Here is an 18,830-nt window from a genome sequence, read left to right on the forward strand (position 1 = left end):
TTCACAATGAGGATTAGTAGAGTGCTATAGGCTATGAAAACCTTACCATAATACCCTCGTTTAGCATACAATAGCGTCTATGATGTGTCAATCCGTTGAAAGTTAAAAAACTTTTCTATAATGATAGAGCACACAAAATGTTCACAATTTCATCAAACTTTAGGAGACACGTGACATTCATTGAAAAAAACAGCTAATGTTCAGTATACATTGATTTTTCTAAGAACGATATCAACCGTTTGTCATATATTTCAAAAAGCCCACATGCACGTTTGCATGTGGGCTTTTATTAAAACATGTTATTTCGTTCCATACATACGGTCACCGGCATCACCAAGACCTGGAATAATGTAACCTTTTTCGTTTAATTTCTCATCTAATGCTGCAATGTAGATATCAACGTCAGGATGATGCTTTTGCATTTCTTCTACACCTTCAGGAGCAGCAATCAGACACATGAAGCGAATGTTTTTCGCCCCGCGTTTTTTCAAGCTGTTCAATGCTTCGACTGCTGAACCTCCAGTTGCAAGCATTGGATCTACTACGATAAATTCACGCTCTTCCACATCAGATGGAAGCTTCACATAATATTCAACAGGCTTTAATGTTTTCGGATCACGGTATAAACCGACATGTCCCACTTTAGCAGCTGGAATGAGTTTTAAAATCCCGTCCACCATTCCAAGACCAGCTCTTAAAATTGGCACAACACCGAGTTTCTTCCCTGAGATCACGTTTGATTTCGCTACTTGTACAGGTGTTTCTACATCTACCTCTTCAAGCGGTAAGTCTCTTGTGATTTCAAATGCCATTAATGTTGCGACTTCATCCACTAGCTCTCTAAATTCTTTTGTTCCTGTATGAACGTCACGAATATATGTAAGTTTGTGTTGAATAAGCGGGTGATCAAATACATAAACCTTTGCCATAGCTTGCTACAACTCCTTTTCCGTCATCTTCCGGTGAACTTTGCACACTTCCTACAATTCTACATAAAAAGACATCATCTTTCAATATGATTCGCAAATCCTACAAAAAAAACCCACATGCCAAAAATAGGCAAATGGGTCTACTTTTTAATAATCTAATTCGTTATATAGAGGGAAGCGGGCAGTTAGATCAGATACACGCTTTTTCGCTTCTTCTAATTTCGCTTCATCTTCATGATGTTTGAGAGCAAGCGCAATAATGGAACCGACTTCTTTCATTGCCTCTTGATCGAAACCGCGGCTTGTCACTGCTGCTGTACCAACACGTACACCACTTGTGACAAAAGGTTTTTCTGGATCATAAGGAATCGCATTTTTGTTCACTGTAATACCAATTTCATCAAGAACATTTTCTGCAATTTTCCCTGTGATGCCAAGAGAACGTAAGTCGATAAGAACAAGATGGTTATCCGTTCCACCAGACACAAGCTGAATATCTTCAGATAAAAGGGTTTCAGCTAGCTGCTTTGCATTGTCAATGACGTTTTGTGCATATGTTTTAAAATCTCCGTTCAATACTTCACCGAAAGAAACAGCTTTTGCAGAGATGACATGCATCAGCGGTCCACCTTGAATACCAGGGAAGATCGACTTATCGATCTTTTTCCCAAACTCTTCACGGCATAGAATCATTCCGCCGCGAGGTCCACGCAATGTTTTATGAGTCGTCGTTGTCACAAAATCTGCATAAGGAACTGGATTTGGATGAAGACCTACTGCAACAAGACCTGCAATGTGAGCCATGTCGACCATAAAGTAAGCACCGACTTCATCCGCAATCTCACGGAACTTTTTGAAATCAATTTGACGTGGGTATGCACTTGCACCCGCAACAATTAGCTTTGGCTTATGTTCACGTGCTTTTTCAAGTACATCTTGATAGTCGATATGCTGCGTTTCTTTATCAACACCATATTCTACAAAGTTGTACTGTACACCACTAAAGTTAACAGGGCTTCCGTGTGTTAAATGCCCGCCATGTGACAAGTTCATACCTAGCACTGTATCGCCATGCTCAAGAATGGTAAAGTATACGGCCATATTCGCTTGAGCACCTGAGTGAGGCTGTACGTTCACATACTCAGCACCAAAAATTTCTTTTGCGCGGTCACGTGCGATATCTTCCACAACGTCTACATGTTCACAGCCGCCATAGTAGCGTTTACCAGGGTAACCTTCTGCATATTTGTTTGTTAATACAGAGCCTTGTGCTTCCATGACTGCTTCGCTTACAAAGTTTTCTGATGCAATTAATTCAATTTTGTCCTGCTGGCGTTTCCGCTCTAGTTGAATTGCCTTGAATACTTGTGCGTCTTGCTCAGGTAAATGTTTCATCAGCGAAATCCTCTCCAATCTATTTCCATTCGATGTTTTCACCATCTCATTGTACACGGTTTTTGAGTGAAATGTAAAAGTTTTTTTGGGAAATCGACTTCTTTTTTTATGAAAACCCGAATATTCAAGTGGTGAAGCGCCTTCATCATTCAACATTATATTAGAGAAATATATCTAACCTATGATCTTGTATAAACCGCTCGTTCTCCGCCAATCAGCTTCGGACGCGTTTTCGCGAACGTCACATGTGCATGTCCTAATTGATGACGACTAAGGCGAACAGGTACAGCGACTCTCTTTAGATGCATCCCAATGAATGTATCACCGATATCAATACCAGCATGCGCCTCGATGGATTCAACTAACACAGGATGTTCCATGTGCTGATACGCATGAGCCGCCATCGAACCACCCGCCTTTCGGACAGGTACTGCCGTCACAATCTCTAGGTTAAGCCGGAAAGCCACTTCTTCTTCCACAACAAGAGCACGATTCAAATGCTCACAGCACTGGAAAGCCAGCTCAATGCCGGTCTCTCGTCTTAACTGATCCAATTCTTGATAAATGGACGCAGCTATTTGCTCACTTCCTGCTGTCCCAATATGCTCACCAGCCACTTCTGATGTACTGCAGCCGATCACTAAAATCTGCCCAGCACGCAGTTCAACCATTTGATGAAACTCTTTTAACATTTCAAGCCAATCTTGACCAATGTTCATGTTAAGCGCTCCTTATAGGTGCTTTTCTTCGTAATCAGCAATCTTACCAATCCGTACAGCATGTCGTCCTGCCGTAAATTCTGTTGTCAGCCAAATATGCGCAATTTCACGTGCTAATCCAGGTCCAATAACTCGTTCTCCCATTGCAAGGACGTTTGTATCATTATGTTCTCTAGTTGCTTTCGCACTAAATGTATCATGCGCCAGCGCACAGCGAATTCCTTTTACTTTGTTTGCTGAGATACTCATACCAATGCCTGTCCCGCAAATTAAAATGCCGCGGTCCACTTCTCCGTTAGCCACCATGTTAGCTACAGGAAAAGCATAATCTGGGTAGTCTACAGAACCTGATCCACATTCACAACCCATATCAATGTATTCAATCTTCAATTCATCCATCAGTTGTTTGATTTCTTCACGAATATTCGTTCCGCCGTGATCGGATGCAATAGCTACTTTCATCGGGCAATTCCTCCTAAGGGTGAGTTGATCTGTTATGCCTTACATTTATTCTTTATTTACAGTTATATTTTAACCTCTGCTTAGTCATTTGCAAACAAAAGCAGAAAAACCGTTGATGCAACGGTTTTACAGGTTGTCCATTATGAGGATGTCTGATCCTTTTTCAATTTCTCAGCCAGCTGCTGAAGCAATGCTTCAAGTTCATCACGTGTTTCCTGATAAACAGACAGGCTTCCTCCAAATGGATCGGATACATCGCCTTCTGTCCCTGTCGCGAATTCCTTTAGAGTGAAGATCTTGTCTTTTGCATGTGCATATTGCTCCACAATCAACTGTTTATGCTGCATGGTCATGGTGAAGACGTAATCAGCTTCTCGCAGAAGATCCTCTGTTAGTTTTGCTGAAGAGTGATTCAGTGGAATGCTTTTCTCAAATAATGCTTCGACCGCTTGAGGAGAAGCTTTCCCAGCATCTGAGGCAAAAATGCCCGCTGATTTAACAGTGACCTCTAAACCTTTATCTTGTGCAATTGAAGCAAAAAGGGCTTGAGCCATCGGACTTCTGCATGTATTTCCCGTACAAACAAATAAGATTTTCATCTTTCGCCCTCCTTTTCTTCTATTATATAGCATTTCATTCTACATGTTATGTAAGGAGACTGACTAGAGCGGAAATAATAATTTGATACCAAAGGCTAGTAAAATGATTCCGCCAAGCGCCCCGCTATATGATCCCACCCATGATCGAACCTGTTTACCGAGTAATAACCCAAGCCATGTGAGGATCATACTAAAAAAACCAAACAATAAAATGGTCATCCATACGTGAGAACCGTAAATTCCGAGGCTTAAGCCAACGGAAAAACTATCTAAGCTGACACTTGTTGCGAAAAGAACAAGACCAGCGCCAACAGGTGCGATAAATGGTTTATCTTCTTTTCGAATAGACGCAATGATCATTTGCAGACCGAGCACCAAAAGCAGCGCCCCGCCTATATAGGTAGCAAGGAGACCGAGCCAGCCTGATAGGAGCTGACCTGTTAGCATACCAAAAAGCGGCATAAACATATGAAATATACCAATGACAAGTCCAATATAAATGATCTGGCGGAACCTCAGCTGAATCATTCCCATGCCAAGTCCAACCGAAAAAGCATCCATCCCCAGTGCAAAAGCCATGATACTGAGCGTCAGCAATTCGCCAGCTAGTTCGTACATGTAAATCCCCCTTGGACACGCATTCTCCTTTAACCTATGTTTGTCCAAGAAGGGTTAGAACTATTTGAATGAAGAGAGAGTGCGCCCTCCTGCCGCTTTTTGCAGACGGTTCATAATTGCTGAACCAACCCCCTGCTCTGAAAAGGCTTCTGAAATAATGACATCTACATCTGTCTCATCAAATTGTCTCAATACACGATATAAGTTTGCCGCTATCGTTTCAGGTTTTTCTCTCCATCCACAGCTGAAGACAACATCTGCTGCAAACAACGATTTCTTTTCTTCTGTTGTCAGCACACCAACTTTTAAACCTTCTGCCTGGTATGTTTGAATGTGACGCTGCATCTCTTCATCACTTCCAAAAAAGAGATACATCTTAGCTTCAGGGGCATAGTGTGTGTATTTCATCCCTGGCGATACAGGCGCTTCGTCCTTTTTTGTCAGCCCTGGGTCAATACTGACCGTTCCTACTACCTCTTCTAATGCTTCTTTTGTAATTCCGCCAGGCCTTAGGATGACTGGAATCTCATCGACACAGGAGACAACCGTTGACTCAACACCAATACCAGTTGAACCACCATCGACAATCCCAGCGATTCTTCCATCGAGATCACTCGCTACATGGTCAGCTTGTGTCGGAGATGGTTTACCTGAACGGTTGGCACTTGGTGCGGCAATCGGCAGACCAGCCGTTCGGATAAGCTCAAGCGCAATCGGATGGTCTGGCATTCTCACACCGACCGTGGATAAACCTGCCGTGACCTGCTTTGATAAAGTGCCCGGCTTACACGAAAGAACAATGGTTAAAGCACCCGGCCAAAAGGCTTCCATCAATGCCTTTGCTTTTTCGCTTTCTATTTGTGCAAATTCATGAAGCTGCTCAACCTCCGCAATGTGGACAATCAATGGATTATCACTTGGACGCCCTTTCGCTTCATAAATTTTCATGACAGCTTCTGTCTCTTTCGCATTAGCCCCTAGTCCATACACCGTTTCTGTCGGAAAAGCGACCACTTCGTTTTGCTGCAATAACAAAGCAGCCTGTTCAATTTGTGGATAGAATGTGGATAAATCCTTTTCTAAATCCACAGACCATCTTTTTGTATTTAACATCATACAAACTCCTTTTAAAAAAGATAAAACTGTTGATATATCTCAATTATCCTTTTGAAAGTATAAAAGATGATGGTCAATAAAACAAGCGTTGTCCACAATTTGTGGATAACGCTTGTTTAACGGTGGATAAGTATGTGTATAAGTTCAATATATTGTGATTAACTGGCTTTTTTTTGAAGAACCACAGCCTGTTCTTTCGCCAAGAACTCTTTTGCATGTGCAGATCCCCACATGCTTTCTGGAATATCCTCTAAGGCCGTGAAGCCCATCAATGTCAAAAAATCATACGAGGAGGAGTGGTTGGCAACGACATAAAACGTATCCACACCTATTTTCCCTCCGAGCGTTTGAACACTTTGGAACAAAGACACGATATGTCCCTGACCTAATTTATCTGATATGACAAGAGACCGCAGCAGGCCCTCTTGTTCACTAAGCTGTTCAAGACCTAAACACCCTGCCAGCTGACCGTCCGCATCTTCCATGACAACAAATGTCGTATGCTCTGCAAGTGTGACGCCGCCTTTCGCTTGTCCTTTTTCAAGAAAAGCATTGATCGCTGGAGCATCTTCTTCTGTGGCTATTCTTAACTGATAATACATGCTTTCACCTCTTTTTGATCTCTTACTTCAACTCTATGAGGCAAAAACAGATTTATACCTTTTTTAGGAGAAAAGACTAGAGACCCATTCGAATAAAAAGAATTTCACTTCCCCCGTCTCTTCTTTCTCTTCTTTGACCACTTCATTCACAGACCCATCTGTTTGCTGGGCTGTCACTTCGTTATCTTCATCACCCTCTGGCGATGCAATGGCTTCTCCATTTGAAAAATCGATAAAGCAGAGCGGCGGGAATAACACACACCACCAATTGGCTCCATCCCCTTCTCCAAGCGTAATTAAAATGGCTTCATATTTCCCAGCAGGATAAACGAAATTTCCATAGAGCTTTGTTGGAAATGAAGCTTTTTGGAAGCTGACTGATACGGATTGATCAATGTGCTGCTCTTTCAATTTCGCTTTGGCAATACGATTGATTTCTGGTAACTTGGAACGAATCACACGTCTTGCTTCTTCAATGGATGTAAGGTCTTTGACCCATTCTGTCATATTAGCATTGACTTCGTCACGGATACTTCTTTTCACATCCTGATCTGCTGAACGATCACTATTTGCTAAAATGCGTAATCGAATGGCTTCATCGGGTATCACAACAGGCTGATTTGCAGAAGCAGCCGCTGTCTCCTCCTTGCCAAGGTTTGCAAAAGCACCGCATAATAATAGAAACATATAAAGACAAATCATCATTTTACTTTTAAACATGATGTGTTCCCCCCACTTTTTCTCTTCGCTACAAACATTGTGTCCAGAAAACCCATCTCATAAACAGAAAAAATGATTTTTTTAATAGATTATGAGTCAAATAAAAAAAGCCATTCCATTAAGAACGGCTTTGGAGTGAGGATTGGTAATCGGAAGGGTACAGTCTTCCATCCCAATCTCGGCTGATTTTTAACCCTGCATCTGTTTTGATGACAGTCATTGCTCCTTTTTTCTCGATTTCTTTTTTGACTTTTCCTTTTTGATTAATAAATTGAATCACCATTTCATAATTAAATTCAATTCTGTCATCGCTTTCATCTGAAGGCGTAAATGTAATTTTCTTCAGCTTAATTTGACAATCTTGGTCCTTTGCTGCTTCTAACACGCTCGGGAACATGCTGTCTTGTGTATATTCTTGATATTCATGCTCGGTTAAATAAGACTTCAGCTTCTCCTTCATATCAGTTAGGTCATCTGTTCGATTCACTGTGTATTGTGCTTTTTTATAGCTTTCTCCAAATGCTGCTGCTTCTTTTTTAAAGCTCGGTTTGCCACAAGCACTCACAATCAATAGTACACTGACGATGACCAACACCATCGCATACCTTCTGTTCACACCATTCGCTCCTTCAAAACAAATTTATGTAAAAAAAATCATGATCAGAATGTTCATTCTTCTATATATACGTTTCTCTTTTACCATAAGTTTCATCTTTACATAATAAAATAGTCCGACTTTATTCAGCCGGACTTTCTGTTTTGAATGTGTGCGCAAACAGCTCGGTCTTTCCCGTTAATATCCTTGACGATGCGGACATCTGCCGCGGGAAATGACTGCAAGAGAAGTGCTTTTACATCTTGCCCTTGCGTATGTCCAATTTCAAAGACAACGACCGCCTGCTCATGAAGTACATGGTGAAGATCACGAATGAGGCGCTTATAAAACCACAGGCCATCACGTCCATCTGTCAGTGCATTGACTGGCTCATGCTTCGTAACCACCTCTGACAAACTGTCCATTTCTTCTGCCGCAATATAAGGCGGATTGGAAATAAACAGATCCACTTTGATGCCTTGATCCTTGATAGGTTCGAGTAAGTCCCCTTGTAAAAAATGGACATCTGCACCTAGCGCTTGTTGATTCCGCTTTGCTACCTCAAGTGCTTCATGTGAAATATCCGTTGCTGTGACAGATAGTGTTTCTTTTTCAAGAGCGAGCGTAATCGCAATTGCCCCGCTTCCGGTGCCAACGTCCACTGCTTTGAGCGGCTGATCGTGCGGGAAGATGTCACTCATCAAATTCAGCGCGGCCAAAACGACTTCTTCCGTTTCAGGGCGAGGGATGAGAACATGTTTGTTCACCTCGAAGGGACGGCCGTAAAAGAATTCAATACCTGTTAGATGTTGAACAGGCACGCCTTTCTTGTGCTGCGTGACAAACTCGCTGAATAACCGATCTTTCTCCTCTGGCAGCTGATCATGAAAACGTGCAAGAAGTTCACTTCTGCTTAGGTCCAGTACATGCATCAAAAGGAGCTCTGCTGCGTTTTGGTCTCTACCGGCTTCCGTTAACAAAGAAGAAGCCCATTTAAGGGCTTCAAAGATGGTTCGCTGATTATTTTGCATTTTGAAGCTTTCTTGCTTGGTCTTCCATAATTAATGCATCAATGACCTCGTCAAGTTTTCCTTCTAAAATTTGATCAAGCTTTTGAATCGTTAATCCGATGCGGTGGTCTGTTACACGGTTTTGTGGGAAGTTGTACGTACGGATACGCTCTGAACGATCCCCTGTTCCAACAGCAGATTTACGCGTTTGATCATACTCAGCCTGTGCTTCACGCTGGAATTTATCATAAATTCTCGCACGTAATACTTTCATAGCTTTTTCTTTGTTTTTGATTTGTGATTTCTCATCCTGACAGGAAACAACCACCCCTGTTGGAAGGTGAGTTAATCGAACAGCAGACATGGTTGTGTTAACACTTTGTCCGCCAGGTCCGCTCGATGTGAAAGTATCTACACGAATATCTTTTTCGTGGATATCAATCTCAACTTCTTCAGCCTCAGGCAAGACAGCAACTGTCGCTGTTGATGTATGAATCCGTCCGCCTGATTCCGTTTCTGGAACACGCTGCACGCGGTGTGCACCGTTTTCAAACTTTAGTTTGGAATATGCGCCTTTCCCGCTGATCATAAAGATAATCTCTTTATAACCGCCAGTTCCAGTCACACTCGCTTCCATTACTTCTGTTTTCCAGCCCTGCATTTCAGCATAACGGCTGTACATACGGTAAAGGTTTCCAGCAAAAAGCGCGGCCTCTTCTCCTCCTGCTGCACCACGAACCTCCACAATAACGTTTTTGTTGTCATTCGGATCTTTCGGGATCAGCAAGATTTTCAGCTCGTCTTCTAAACGTTCTGTTTCCTCTGTGAGCTCTGAAATTTCTTCTTTGACCATGTCGCGCATCTCGGCATCCAGCTTATCTTCCAGCATTGCTTTCGCTTCGCTTAACTGGTCGTATGCCGCACGATATTGTCTATATACCTCAACAGTTTCTTGAATATCAGATTGTTCCTTCGAATATTCACGAAGCTTCGTAGGGTCGTTCACCACTTCAGGGTCACTTAAATATTCATTTAGCTTTTCATAGCGTTCTTCAATTGATTTTAAACGGTCTAACATGGTCTTCACCTCTGTTTTGTGCGTAACAGTCTAATTATAGTATAGCGTGGTATGACAGTCAAAAAAATTTCCAAAACAATTGATTTTCTGCAATTTTTCGCTAGAAAACACGATCTTTGGCGATTGATTACTTGTTTTGTCTAACGTGAAGGAACAGTTCCTCCTTGAAGAGAATGGTACTTATAATTGAAAAAAGGGAGGGCATTTGGTTTGAATACAAATGAGGTTGCAAAAGAAATTGGCGTTTCTTCAAAAACGATTCAGCGTTGGGTCAAACAGCTCAACATCCCTGTCGCCCGGAATGAACTTGGACATTATGAATTTCATGAAGATATTGTACAGCTGCTCAAAGAAGTCAAACACCAAATGAGTGAGGGTGTGATCCTTCAAGACATTCGACTGCCAATCCACGCAGAAACCGTTCAACAGTTATCGCCTGCTGCAGAAACTGATGCCTCCACAAAGCGGATTGAAGCATTAGAAGAGCAAGTGAATCAGCTCATTCAGCAGCAATTGCACAGCACTGATGTAGAAAAACGACTGCAAGAACTCGAACGGAAACTGGCTAAAAAAGCAGATGAAGGTGTATCATACCAGCTGCTCCAGCACCGCAGAGAAATTGAAGATCTCAACACTAAACTTGAGCGTCTTACCGAAAGATTAAAACAACCCTCTCAAATAGAAGAAAAAAAGGAAATCACGCACACTGACATCAAAAAAAAGCGTGCGCTCTTTCCTCTATTTCATTCATTTCGTTAAGAAAGGCTGCCTCATGAGGCAGCCTTCTACTATATTATACGGTAAGCGCAATAATGATCGGTAATGTAATGAGTGACATGATGGCACTGATCACAAATGCTGATGCAGTTTCTGCCTCTTGTTTCTCAAATCGTGTGGCGATCATCGCTGCAACAGCTGAACCTGGGAAGGCAACAAGTAATACAGCTTTTGTAATTTCATCCGCCGAAAGACCCATAAGAATGGCGATAAGATACATAAGCAACGGTTGAACAGCTACTTTTAATAGTGCAATACTGAAAGCTGGTAAGCTCAGTTTAATTTTTCGAATACCTACAGTGACACCGACTGCGAATAATGCAACCCCTGACGTCACACTTCCGATTTCCTCTAGCATTTCATGTCCAATTGCAGGAAGTTTAAATCCTAAAAGAACAAGAATGATACTTGCTAGCGGTGCAAGTGCAAGCGGCTCTGATAAACCGTGCAAAATTGCTTTTGTCGTCATTTTTAGGAAACTTTCGCCGTCTTTGGCTTTTCCTTTTGTTTTTTCACCGACAGTTGACACAATTATAGCAATTGGATCAAGCAATGCATTTACAACTATTCCGGTAATAGCAATCGGAATTGCAACTTCTTGAGCCCCAAATAAACTGCCCAAGACCGGAATCCCCATAAATGCAAAGGTCGGTTGTGCTGAGTTTAATGAAAAAACAGATGAATCTGTTAAATCATATTTAAAAGCAAATTTCGTAACTAAAAGGATAATGATATAAAAACCAACGATTCCGAAAATCAATGCAACGAAAAATGGAATTTGACTATAGAATTTATCTTTTGGTGTTGACAGAATGCTGGCGATAAAGTGCGCTGGCAAAGCATACTTTGTAACAAGTGTACTTACACCTTTTGCAGATTTAGCGTCATAGCTGCCGAAGTTCCCTGCGAACCAACCCAGCGCGATAACGAAAAAAATCGGTGCTAGGAGGATCAAAATATTTAAAAAGTCCATCTTACTATTCCTCCTTGAATCCTTTACATGTTTCTTTATTTGATTGCGGCATTGCTTAGATTACCCGAAACAATGCCGCATTACACATTTTATTATGCTCTTACAATTTTTTTATATTCAGGAATCCACATTGCATCTTTCACAGCTTGTTCGATGTCGTCAGGTGTTTTTCTTGCGACACCATCTTTAATTGCTGCTTTAGCCACTTCAATAGCCACTTTGATAGAAACTTCTTGTAACTTATCAATGCTTGGAAGTAGACCAGCACCTGGTTTATCATGATCAACCATTTCAGCAATCGCATCTGCAGAAGCAACGAACATGCCTTTTGTGATGATTTTTGATTCCGTTACGATTGAGCCAAGACCAAGTCCAGGGAAAACGAACGCATTGTTTGATTGTCCAATTTCATGTTCAATTCCGTTATACTCAACATTTTCGAACGGGCTTCCTGTTGCAACAAGTGCACGGCCGTCTGTCCATTTGAATAGATCTTCTGGAACTGCTTCCGCAAGTGGTGTTGGGTTAGACATTGGCATGATCACTGGACGCTCTGTATGAGCTGCGATTTCTTTAATGATTTCTTCAGTGAATGCGCCACCTTGACCTGATGTACCAATCAGAATCGTTGGCTTCACCCTGCGAACAGCTTCAGCAAATGAGATTTGTCCTTTGTCATCACGTGCCCAGCCTTCTACTTCATCAGAAGAACGAAGGTATGGTTTTTGGAAATCAAATACTTCATCTTCAAATTGATCTGTCAGTAGACCTCTGTAGTCTAATGTCCAGAAAGCATTGTTTGCTTCTTCTTCACTTAGACCTTCAAGAACCATTGTGTCACGCATTTGATCTGCGATTCCGATTCCAGCTGATCCAGCTCCGAAGATCATCACACGGTGATCTTTCAATTGAGTACCCGTTTTCTTGACAGCTGCAAGAACACCCGCTAAAGTAATGGCACCAGTACCTTGGATATCATCATTGAATGTTAAGATGTTATCATTGTATTTTTTCATGATGTTACGCGCGTTTTTGTTTCCAAGGTCTTCCCAGTGAAGCAATGCTTTAGGGAAGAATTTAAGCGCTGCTTTTACATAAGCATCAATGAATTCCTCGTATTTTTCACCTTGTACACGTTTGTGATGGTTTCCGATGTATAATGGATCATTCAATAATTTTTCATTGTTTGTTCCAACATCTAATACGACTGGAATCACGCGGCTTGGATCAATACCTGCAGCAGCCGTGTAAACAGCTAATTTACCGATTGCGATGTTGATACCACCGACACCCCAGTCACCAATTCCAAGAATGCTCTCAGAGTCAGTTGCTACGATAAGATCAATATCTCCTGCTGTTGCATGTAAGTTTTCAAATGCTTTCTCAATGCCGTCAATGTTGTCGATTGAAAGATAGACACCATGAGGTCTTCTGTATTCATGGCTGTATTCCTGAATCGCTTCACCAACAGTTGGTGTGTACACAACAGGAAGCATTTCGCGAAGCTTGTCTGATATAAGCTTATAGAACAATACTTCGTTACGGTTTTGCAAATCACTTAAGTATACGTTTTGACGAAGACGATCTGGCTGTGCTAGGAACTGCTTGTACGCTCTCTCCGCTTGTTGTTCTAAAGTGAGAACAGTTGGAGGAAGTAAGCCTTCTAGTCCAAGCTCTTGTCTTTCTTCTTCAGAGAAAGCAACGCCTTTGTTCAACGTTGGAATCGATAATACATCTTTACCTGTCAAAGTGGTTTCGAGGTACCCTTCTTTTGTTTTCTTCACGTTGTTCATCAAAAACTACCCTCTTTCTAAAATATAAATAAAGTGAACTATTAATTTAAAGAACGATTAAGGAGAATAATCCTTAATCAAAAAATTATGACAAGAAATCGAACTTTTCGTAAAAATGCTTTACACTACAGTTAGTCATTTTATGCCTGCTTATGCTAAAACGCAAGCGTTGAAAATTAGATAATTTTTTCGTATCGTTATTTAATTTATTTAAGTACAAATGATGGGTGTTCAGCCAAAATCTCGAAAAACGAAACACAGCGGCATTTGCTATTTTTTTAATTGTCAAGTGTTGTACCAACGTCAAGTCTTGGTACTTCATGGTGATGTCTGCATCGTGCTTCGTATGATTCCTGCGCACCTACTAAAATAATGGGATCATCATAGGAGGCGGGTTTACCGTCGATCAAGCGTTGTGTTCTACTCGCTGGGGAGCCGCATACCGAACAAACTGCTTGAAGTTTTGTTACAAGCTCTGAACATGCCATTAAATGCGGAACAACACCAAATGGCTCTCCTCTGAAGTCTTGATCAAGGCCTGCAACAATGACTCGGTAACCTTTATCAGCCAATTGAGTGACAATGTCAATGATTGTCTCATCAAAAAATTGCACCTCATCAATGCCAATGACATCGGTTCTTTCTGATATGTGCGTTATTATGTCTTTTGGTGAGGCTACTGCAATCCCATCGACCGATGAACCGTTATGTGAAACAACTGAGTTTGTATGATATCGGTTATCAATCGCTGGTTTGAATATTTTTACTTCTTGTTTGGCAAAGGTGGCCCTTTTGGCTCTCCGAATCAATTCTTCCGACTTTCCAGAAAACATACTTCCGCAGATGACTTCAAGCCAACCGCTTTGTTTCATCACATACATAAAGTCTTCTCCCCCGTTTTAAAGTTCCATCAATCCACGTAAAAAAACAGGCAAGAACGGATTCCTGCCTGTTTATTGTATCTATTATTACTTAAGACCGTATTTTTTGTTAAAGCGGTCAACACGTCCATCAGCAGAAGCGAATTTTTGACGGCCTGTATAGAAAGGATGGCACTCAGAGCAAATCTCGATGCGTACCTCTTCTTTTACTGATCCAGTTTCAAACTCATTTCCACAAGCGCATTTGACTGTAGCTTTTTTGTAGTTAGGATGAATTCCTGTTTTCATCTACTGTCATCTCCTTCCGCCCTGAATCCAATTCGGAAACAGAGTTAATATCTCAGAATAAATTCTGAAACGCACATGATGAAATTATAACAGTGTGAGTCTATGATTGCAAATGTATTTTTTCAACAAGCTATCTTCTTGATGCAGACATATTCGCTTGTTTCCATTCTTGCGTTAAAATATCGAAAAATTCTTGGTTTGTCTTTGTTTTTCTCATTTTGCGCATGAACTTCTCAGCAAAGTCAGGTGTATCTGACATCGATTTTCTCATCGCCCATAAACGATCAAGATGCTCTTTTGGTACAAGCAATTCTTCTTTTCTCGTACCAGAACGACGAATGTCGATTGCTGGGAAAATTCTTCTTTCTGCAAGAGAGCGGTCTAAATGAAGCTCCATGTTCCCCGTTCCCTTAAATTCTTCATAAATCACATCATCCATACGTGATCCCGTATCAACAAGCGCAGTGGCCAAAATCGTCAAGCTTCCGCCTTCTTCAATGTTACGCGCAGCACCAAAGAAGCGTTTTGGACGGTGGAAAGCCGCTGGATCAATACCGCCAGAAAGCGTTCGGCCGCTTGGCGGGATGACAAGGTTGTATGCACGAGCAAGCCTTGTGATGCTGTCCATTAAGATGATGACATCTTTCTTATGTTCAACAAGACGCATGGCACGCTCTAATACAAGCTCTGCTACTTTAATGTGGTTTTCCGGTACTTCGTCAAAGGTTGAACTAACAACATCCCCTGCAACAGAACGTTCGATATCTGTTACTTCCTCTGGACGTTCGTCAATTAAAAGGACAATCAGCTCTGACTCCGGGTGATTTTCAGAGATGCTGTTGGCAATTTCTTTGAGCAAAATGGTTTTCCCAGCCTTAGGCGGTGCAACAATTAAACCACGCTGCCCAAACCCAACTGGCGCCATCATATCCATAATTCTAGTAGACAGGTGATTAGGCTGTGTTTCAAGAATCATTTGACGATCAGGGAATAGCGGCGTGAGTGCAGGAAAGTGAACACGTTCCTTAGCTGATTCTGGGTCGTCCCCATTTACCGCTTCGACATGAAGGAGGCCATAGTAGCGTTCATTCTCTTTTGGAGGTCGTACCTTTCCAGACACCTTATCTCCGTTTCGCAAATCAAAGCGTCTGATTTGTGAAGCTGAAATATAAATGTCTTCAGAACTTGGGGAGTAGTTAATTGGTCTTAAGAAACCAAATCCCTCAGACTGAATAATTTCAAGAACCCCTTCCATAAATAAGAGATCCTCTTGCTCAGCATTCGCCTTTAAGATGGCAAAAATTAATTCTTTTTTTGTTAGTTTGCTGTAATAAGAGATTTTGTACTTTTTTGCTAACTCATACAGCTCTTTTAATTTCATATTTTCCAAAGATGAAATCGAAACATCTTTCAATATGGACACCACACTTTTCTAGTCAATGTATTTTCATTACAAATGCATGACCATTGTATTTGATTAGCTTTTAATTCCGTTTTTGTTGGAATGACCTCGCTCTCATGGTAACGCTCCCACTCGTTTTATCGTAAAGATAGGAACAATGTGAAATTGAGCTTTGTCAACATAGAGAAGGATAATGAGTATATCGTCATGATGCGGCAGTATTTAAACTTGTTGAAGCTTAAAAGAAGTAAATTCGCAGAAAATTTCGCAGCACTCTTTAGTTTTACCTCATTTGCAGAGAATATTCAACTTTAAAAAGAAAATGATATACATTTGACACCTATATGAAAAGCGGGTAATGAATACCCGCTTTCAGATTACGGACGAATGACAAGATTCGGTTTTTTCTTTAAGCTGTGTCTGCCGTCTACGAAACGAACTGTACCTGATTTCGCACGCATAACAACACTATGTGTTGTTCCAACAGAGCCTTTGAATTGAACACCTTTTAATAGTTCACCGTCTGTTACACCAGTCGCTGCAAAAATGGCGTCGTCGCCTTTCACGAGGTCTTCCATTCTTAAGACTTTGCCAACATCCAGCCCCATTTTCTCACAGCGTCTCAGTTCTTCTTCACTTTGAGGAAGAAGCTTTCCATGGATTTCACCACCAAGTGCCTTTAACGCAACAGCAGAAAGGACACCTTCTGGTGCGCCGCCTGAACCAAATAGAATATCAACACCTGTATGATCAAATGCTGTATTAATGGCTCCTGCAACGTCACCATCATCGATCAGTTTGATTCTTGCTCCTGCTGCTCTCAGTTCAGCAATGATTTTCTCATGTCGATCTCTGTTTAAAATCGTTGCAACCACATCTTCAATATCTTTGTTTTTTGCTTTTGCTACAGCACGAAGATTGTCAATGACAGGCGCTTCAATGTCGATGCAGCCTACCGCTTCTGGACCTACTGCGATCTTATCCATGTACATATCAGGTGCATTCAGCAAGTTGCCATGATCTGCAACCGCAATAACAGCTAAGGCATTCCAGCCGCCGCTTGCCACAATATTTGTTCCTTCTAATGGATCAACAGCTACATCCACGCGAGGTCCGTATCCATTCCCAAGCTTTTCCCCAATATAAAGCATTGGTGCTTCGTCCATTTCCCCCTCGCCAATGACCACTGTTCCTTTCATCGGAATGGTATCAAATACATCACGCATTGCACTTGTTGCAGCATCATCCGCTTCGTCTTTTAGTCCTCTTCCCATCCAACGAGCAGATTTTAATGCGGCTGCTTCTGTCACCCGTACTAGTTCCATCGATAAACTTCTTTCCATTTTTGTCCAAATCTCCTCTCACAGTCAAAGCCTTATGAATTTTGAAGTTCTTCTATTTCTTGGTCACTCAGCTTTTCACGCCAGATGGTTGCACCCAAGCCTTCAAGCTTCTTCTCAAGCAAACTATATCCTCTGTCTATATGTTCAAGCCCTGTGATTTCGGTCACACCGTCTGCCATTAGCCCTGCAACAACGAGACAAGCACCTGCACGCAGGTCACTCGCTTTCACCTTTGCTCCTTGAAGCTGCGTTTGTCCAGTGATAATGGCAGATCTTCCTTCGACCTTCATGTTTGCACCCATTCGACGCAATTCGTCAATGTGCTTAAAGCGGGCAGAGTAGATCGTATCTGTGACCACACTCGTGCCTTTCGCCTTTGTTAACAGCGCCGTCATCGGCTGCTGAAGGTCCGTCGGAAAGCCCGGATACACAAGGGTTTTGATATCGACAGGCTTGAGTCCTTCGTTTCTGCCAACGATCAGCATTTGATCGTTGCTCGTTTCAATGGTGAACCCCATCTCTCTAAGTTTCGCCGTAATTGATTCTAAATGAGTTGGGATCACATTATCAAGTACAACTTCATCTCCCATCGCAGCACCAGCAATTAAAAATGTGCCTGCTTCTATACGGTCAGGGATGATGGAATGCTTACAGCCATGAAGAGATTCTACACCTTCGATTCGAATCACATCAGTACCCGCACCTTTGATTTTGGCTCCCATGCTTGCAAGCAGTGTCGCTACATCAATAATTTCGGGTTCTTTTGCGGCATTTTCAATGACCGTTTTTCCTTCAGCCAGTACGGCTGCCAGCATGATATTGATGGTCGCACCTACACTGACCACGTCAAGGTAAATACGGGCTCCGACTAGTTTTTCAGCGCGCAAATAAATGGCACCCTGCTCGTTTGTCACCTCGGCTCCGAGTGCTTCAAAGCCTTTGATATGCTGATCGATCGGCCTAGGTCCTAAGTGGCATCCTCCTGGCAGCCCAATGACAGCCTGCTTGAATCTTCCCAGCATAGCGCCCATTAAATAATAAGACGCACGCAGTTTCTTCACTTTTCCATTAGGAAGCGGCATACTGATCATGGAAGCAGGATTGACGACCATTTCACCTTTTTCAAACGTGACCTTTCCGCCAATCTCTTCTAACAGATCTCGTAATGTGTCAATATCTGAAATATGCGGAAGGCCCTCAATCGTTACTGGAGAATCAGCGAGAATCGTGGCAGGAATCAGTGCCACTGCACTATTTTTCGCACCACTAATATGTACGGTCCCGCGTAAGGGGTCACCGCCGGCAATGTTTAACTTTTCCATATTTGTCTCCCTTCTTAAAGAAGATCACTGTTGGAGTTATACTGTTTGTGGATGTCGCGCTTTAAAAGGTCTTGTCCAAAATTTAGCCAATATCAAGAGAAAGAATACAGGTTAAACGAAATTTGTCGGAAGAAAAATAATCGAAGCTTTGCGAGGCTGTGATGTTCTCTTCTTTGCACAAAACATTTCTTAGCGTTTTTAAGGAAAA

The 18,830-nt window shown here is 41.9% G+C and carries 20 protein-coding genes; 1 reads left to right on the forward strand and 19 read right to left on the reverse strand.

The window, feature by feature from the left end:
* Positions 1-299: 299 nt before the first annotated feature.
* The 12 genes from upp to prfA all read right to left on the reverse strand — a co-directional run bounded on the left by upp (position 300) and on the right by prfA (position 9,843).
* Complete coding sequence (gene upp, locus SB660_RS03220) at positions 300-929, reverse strand: uracil phosphoribosyltransferase (RefSeq protein WP_003214553.1); 630 nt, start codon at positions 927-929, stop codon at positions 300-302.
* Between the two features lie 147 nt (positions 930-1,076).
* Positions 1,077-2,324: a serine hydroxymethyltransferase gene (gene glyA / locus SB660_RS03225; protein WP_012011552.1), complete on the reverse strand. Its 1,248-nt coding sequence runs from the start codon at positions 2,322-2,324 to the stop codon at positions 1,077-1,079.
* 179 nt (positions 2,325-2,503) lie between these two features.
* Positions 2,504-3,043, reverse strand: a complete 540-nt coding sequence (locus SB660_RS03230) for a TIGR01440 family protein (protein WP_180309943.1) — start codon at positions 3,041-3,043, stop codon at positions 2,504-2,506.
* 12 nt (positions 3,044-3,055) lie between these two features.
* Positions 3,056-3,505 (reverse strand): ribose 5-phosphate isomerase B, encoded by a 450-nt coding sequence (gene rpiB / locus SB660_RS03235; RefSeq protein WP_003214714.1) that lies wholly within the window; start codon positions 3,503-3,505, stop codon positions 3,056-3,058.
* A gap of 140 nt (positions 3,506-3,645) precedes the next feature.
* Positions 3,646-4,104 (reverse strand): low molecular weight protein arginine phosphatase, encoded by a 459-nt coding sequence (locus SB660_RS03240; RefSeq protein WP_180309942.1) that lies wholly within the window; start codon positions 4,102-4,104, stop codon positions 3,646-3,648.
* A 63-nt stretch (positions 4,105-4,167) separates the two neighbouring features.
* The gene (locus SB660_RS03245) at positions 4,168-4,722 is read right to left on the reverse strand and encodes a manganese efflux pump MntP (RefSeq protein WP_012011556.1); all 555 of its coding nucleotides are present in this window, start codon (positions 4,720-4,722) and stop codon (positions 4,168-4,170) included.
* 60 nt (positions 4,723-4,782) lie between these two features.
* Complete coding sequence (locus tag SB660_RS03250; RefSeq protein ID WP_410581315.1) at positions 4,783-5,835, reverse strand: L-threonylcarbamoyladenylate synthase; 1,053 nt, start codon at positions 5,833-5,835, stop codon at positions 4,783-4,785.
* Between the two features lie 161 nt (positions 5,836-5,996).
* A complete protein-coding gene (locus SB660_RS03255; protein ID WP_061409858.1) occupies positions 5,997-6,440 on the reverse strand; it encodes a GNAT family N-acetyltransferase in 444 nt (147 codons plus the stop codon).
* Positions 6,441-6,503: 63 nt separating this feature from the next.
* Positions 6,504-7,160 carry a stage II sporulation protein R gene (gene spoIIR, locus SB660_RS03260; protein ID WP_180309939.1) on the reverse strand — a complete coding sequence of 219 codons (657 nt, stop codon included), beginning with the start codon at positions 7,158-7,160 and terminating at the stop codon, positions 6,504-6,506.
* Between the two features lie 118 nt (positions 7,161-7,278).
* Positions 7,279-7,758: a hypothetical protein gene (locus tag SB660_RS03265; RefSeq protein ID WP_058013472.1), complete on the reverse strand. Its 480-nt coding sequence runs from the start codon at positions 7,756-7,758 to the stop codon at positions 7,279-7,281.
* A gap of 143 nt (positions 7,759-7,901) precedes the next feature.
* Positions 7,902-8,786 carry a peptide chain release factor N(5)-glutamine methyltransferase gene (gene prmC / locus SB660_RS03270; RefSeq protein ID WP_410581318.1) on the reverse strand — a complete coding sequence of 295 codons (885 nt, stop codon included), beginning with the start codon at positions 8,784-8,786 and terminating at the stop codon, positions 7,902-7,904.
* Positions 8,776-9,843: a peptide chain release factor 1 gene (gene prfA, locus SB660_RS03275; RefSeq protein ID WP_012011562.1), complete on the reverse strand. Its 1,068-nt coding sequence runs from the start codon at positions 9,841-9,843 to the stop codon at positions 8,776-8,778. The genes prmC and prfA overlap by 11 nt, the downstream gene beginning before the upstream one ends.
* A gap of 210 nt (positions 9,844-10,053) precedes the next feature.
* On the opposite strand from prfA, the gene racA reads away from it, so the two are divergent.
* The gene (racA, locus tag SB660_RS03280) at positions 10,054-10,602 is read left to right on the forward strand and encodes a chromosome-anchoring protein RacA (RefSeq protein WP_061409860.1); all 549 of its coding nucleotides are present in this window, start codon (positions 10,054-10,056) and stop codon (positions 10,600-10,602) included.
* Positions 10,603-10,636: 34 nt separating this feature from the next.
* On the opposite strand, the gene SB660_RS03285 is transcribed toward racA, so the two are convergent.
* The 7 genes from SB660_RS03285 to SB660_RS03315 all read right to left on the reverse strand — a co-directional run bounded on the left by SB660_RS03285 (position 10,637) and on the right by SB660_RS03315 (position 18,622).
* Complete coding sequence (locus SB660_RS03285) at positions 10,637-11,593, reverse strand: AEC family transporter (protein ID WP_058013469.1); 957 nt, start codon at positions 11,591-11,593, stop codon at positions 10,637-10,639.
* 92 nt (positions 11,594-11,685) lie between these two features.
* Positions 11,686-13,386: an oxaloacetate-decarboxylating malate dehydrogenase gene (malS, locus tag SB660_RS03290; protein ID WP_058013468.1), complete on the reverse strand. Its 1,701-nt coding sequence runs from the start codon at positions 13,384-13,386 to the stop codon at positions 11,686-11,688.
* Positions 13,387-13,664: 278 nt separating this feature from the next.
* Entirely contained in the window at positions 13,665-14,267 is a 603-nt protein-coding gene (locus tag SB660_RS03295; RefSeq protein ID WP_410581321.1) for a thymidine kinase, read from the reverse strand.
* Positions 14,268-14,354: 87 nt separating this feature from the next.
* Positions 14,355-14,555: a 50S ribosomal protein L31 gene (gene rpmE / locus SB660_RS03300; protein WP_003215407.1), complete on the reverse strand. Its 201-nt coding sequence runs from the start codon at positions 14,553-14,555 to the stop codon at positions 14,355-14,357.
* A 130-nt stretch (positions 14,556-14,685) separates the two neighbouring features.
* Complete coding sequence (gene rho / locus SB660_RS03305; RefSeq protein WP_003215202.1) at positions 14,686-15,969, reverse strand: transcription termination factor Rho; 1,284 nt, start codon at positions 15,967-15,969, stop codon at positions 14,686-14,688.
* A 365-nt stretch (positions 15,970-16,334) separates the two neighbouring features.
* Positions 16,335-17,300 (reverse strand): class II fructose-bisphosphatase, encoded by a 966-nt coding sequence (gene glpX / locus SB660_RS03310; RefSeq protein ID WP_058013466.1) that lies wholly within the window; start codon positions 17,298-17,300, stop codon positions 16,335-16,337.
* 32 nt (positions 17,301-17,332) lie between these two features.
* Complete coding sequence (locus SB660_RS03315; protein ID WP_003214820.1) at positions 17,333-18,622, reverse strand: UDP-N-acetylglucosamine 1-carboxyvinyltransferase; 1,290 nt, start codon at positions 18,620-18,622, stop codon at positions 17,333-17,335.
* Positions 18,623-18,830: the final 208 nt, after the last annotated feature.

The sequence above is a fragment of the Bacillus sp. SIMBA_005 genome (assembly GCF_046535585.1).
Taxonomy (GTDB): domain Bacteria; phylum Bacillota; class Bacilli; order Bacillales; family Bacillaceae; genus Bacillus; species Bacillus pumilus.

What these genes read in the sequence shown, in the direction of transcription:
- prmC (WP_410581318.1), bottom strand. Translation starts at nt 8,786, where the DNA reads ATGCAAAATAATCAGCGAACCATCTTTGAAGCCCTTAAATGGGCTTCT.
- glpX (WP_058013466.1), bottom strand. Translation starts at nt 17,300, where the DNA reads ATGGAAAGAAGTTTATCGATGGAACTAGTACGGGTGACAGAAGCAGCC.
- rpmE (WP_003215407.1), bottom strand. Translation starts at nt 14,555, where the DNA reads ATGAAAACAGGAATTCATCCTAACTACAAAAAAGCTACAGTCAAATGC.
- SB660_RS03315 (WP_003214820.1), bottom strand. Translation starts at nt 18,622, where the DNA reads ATGGAAAAGTTAAACATTGCCGGCGGTGACCCCTTACGCGGGACCGTA.
- SB660_RS03230 (WP_180309943.1), bottom strand. Translation starts at nt 3,043, where the DNA reads ATGAACATTGGTCAAGATTGGCTTGAAATGTTAAAAGAGTTTCATCAA.
- rpiB (WP_003214714.1), bottom strand. Translation starts at nt 3,505, where the DNA reads ATGAAAGTAGCTATTGCATCCGATCACGGCGGAACGAATATTCGTGAA.
- SB660_RS03240 (WP_180309942.1), bottom strand. Translation starts at nt 4,104, where the DNA reads ATGAAAATCTTATTTGTTTGTACGGGAAATACATGCAGAAGTCCGATG.
- SB660_RS03285 (WP_058013469.1), bottom strand. Translation starts at nt 11,593, where the DNA reads ATGGACTTTTTAAATATTTTGATCCTCCTAGCACCGATTTTTTTCGTT.
- SB660_RS03250 (WP_410581315.1), bottom strand. Translation starts at nt 5,835, where the DNA reads ATGTTAAATACAAAAAGATGGTCTGTGGATTTAGAAAAGGATTTATCC.
- SB660_RS03265 (WP_058013472.1), bottom strand. Translation starts at nt 7,758, where the DNA reads ATGGTGTTGGTCATCGTCAGTGTACTATTGATTGTGAGTGCTTGTGGC.
- malS (WP_058013468.1), bottom strand. Translation starts at nt 13,386, where the DNA reads ATGAACAACGTGAAGAAAACAAAAGAAGGGTACCTCGAAACCACTTTG.
- SB660_RS03245 (WP_012011556.1), bottom strand. Translation starts at nt 4,722, where the DNA reads ATGTACGAACTAGCTGGCGAATTGCTGACGCTCAGTATCATGGCTTTT.
- SB660_RS03295 (WP_410581321.1), bottom strand. Translation starts at nt 14,267, where the DNA reads ATGTATGTGATGAAACAAAGCGGTTGGCTTGAAGTCATCTGCGGAAGT.
- prfA (WP_012011562.1), bottom strand. Translation starts at nt 9,843, where the DNA reads ATGTTAGACCGTTTAAAATCAATTGAAGAACGCTATGAAAAGCTAAAT.
- SB660_RS03255 (WP_061409858.1), bottom strand. Translation starts at nt 6,440, where the DNA reads ATGTATTATCAGTTAAGAATAGCCACAGAAGAAGATGCTCCAGCGATC.
- upp (WP_003214553.1), bottom strand. Translation starts at nt 929, where the DNA reads ATGGCAAAGGTTTATGTATTTGATCACCCGCTTATTCAACACAAACTT.
- glyA (WP_012011552.1), bottom strand. Translation starts at nt 2,324, where the DNA reads ATGAAACATTTACCTGAGCAAGACGCACAAGTATTCAAGGCAATTCAA.
- spoIIR (WP_180309939.1), bottom strand. Translation starts at nt 7,160, where the DNA reads ATGTTTAAAAGTAAAATGATGATTTGTCTTTATATGTTTCTATTATTA.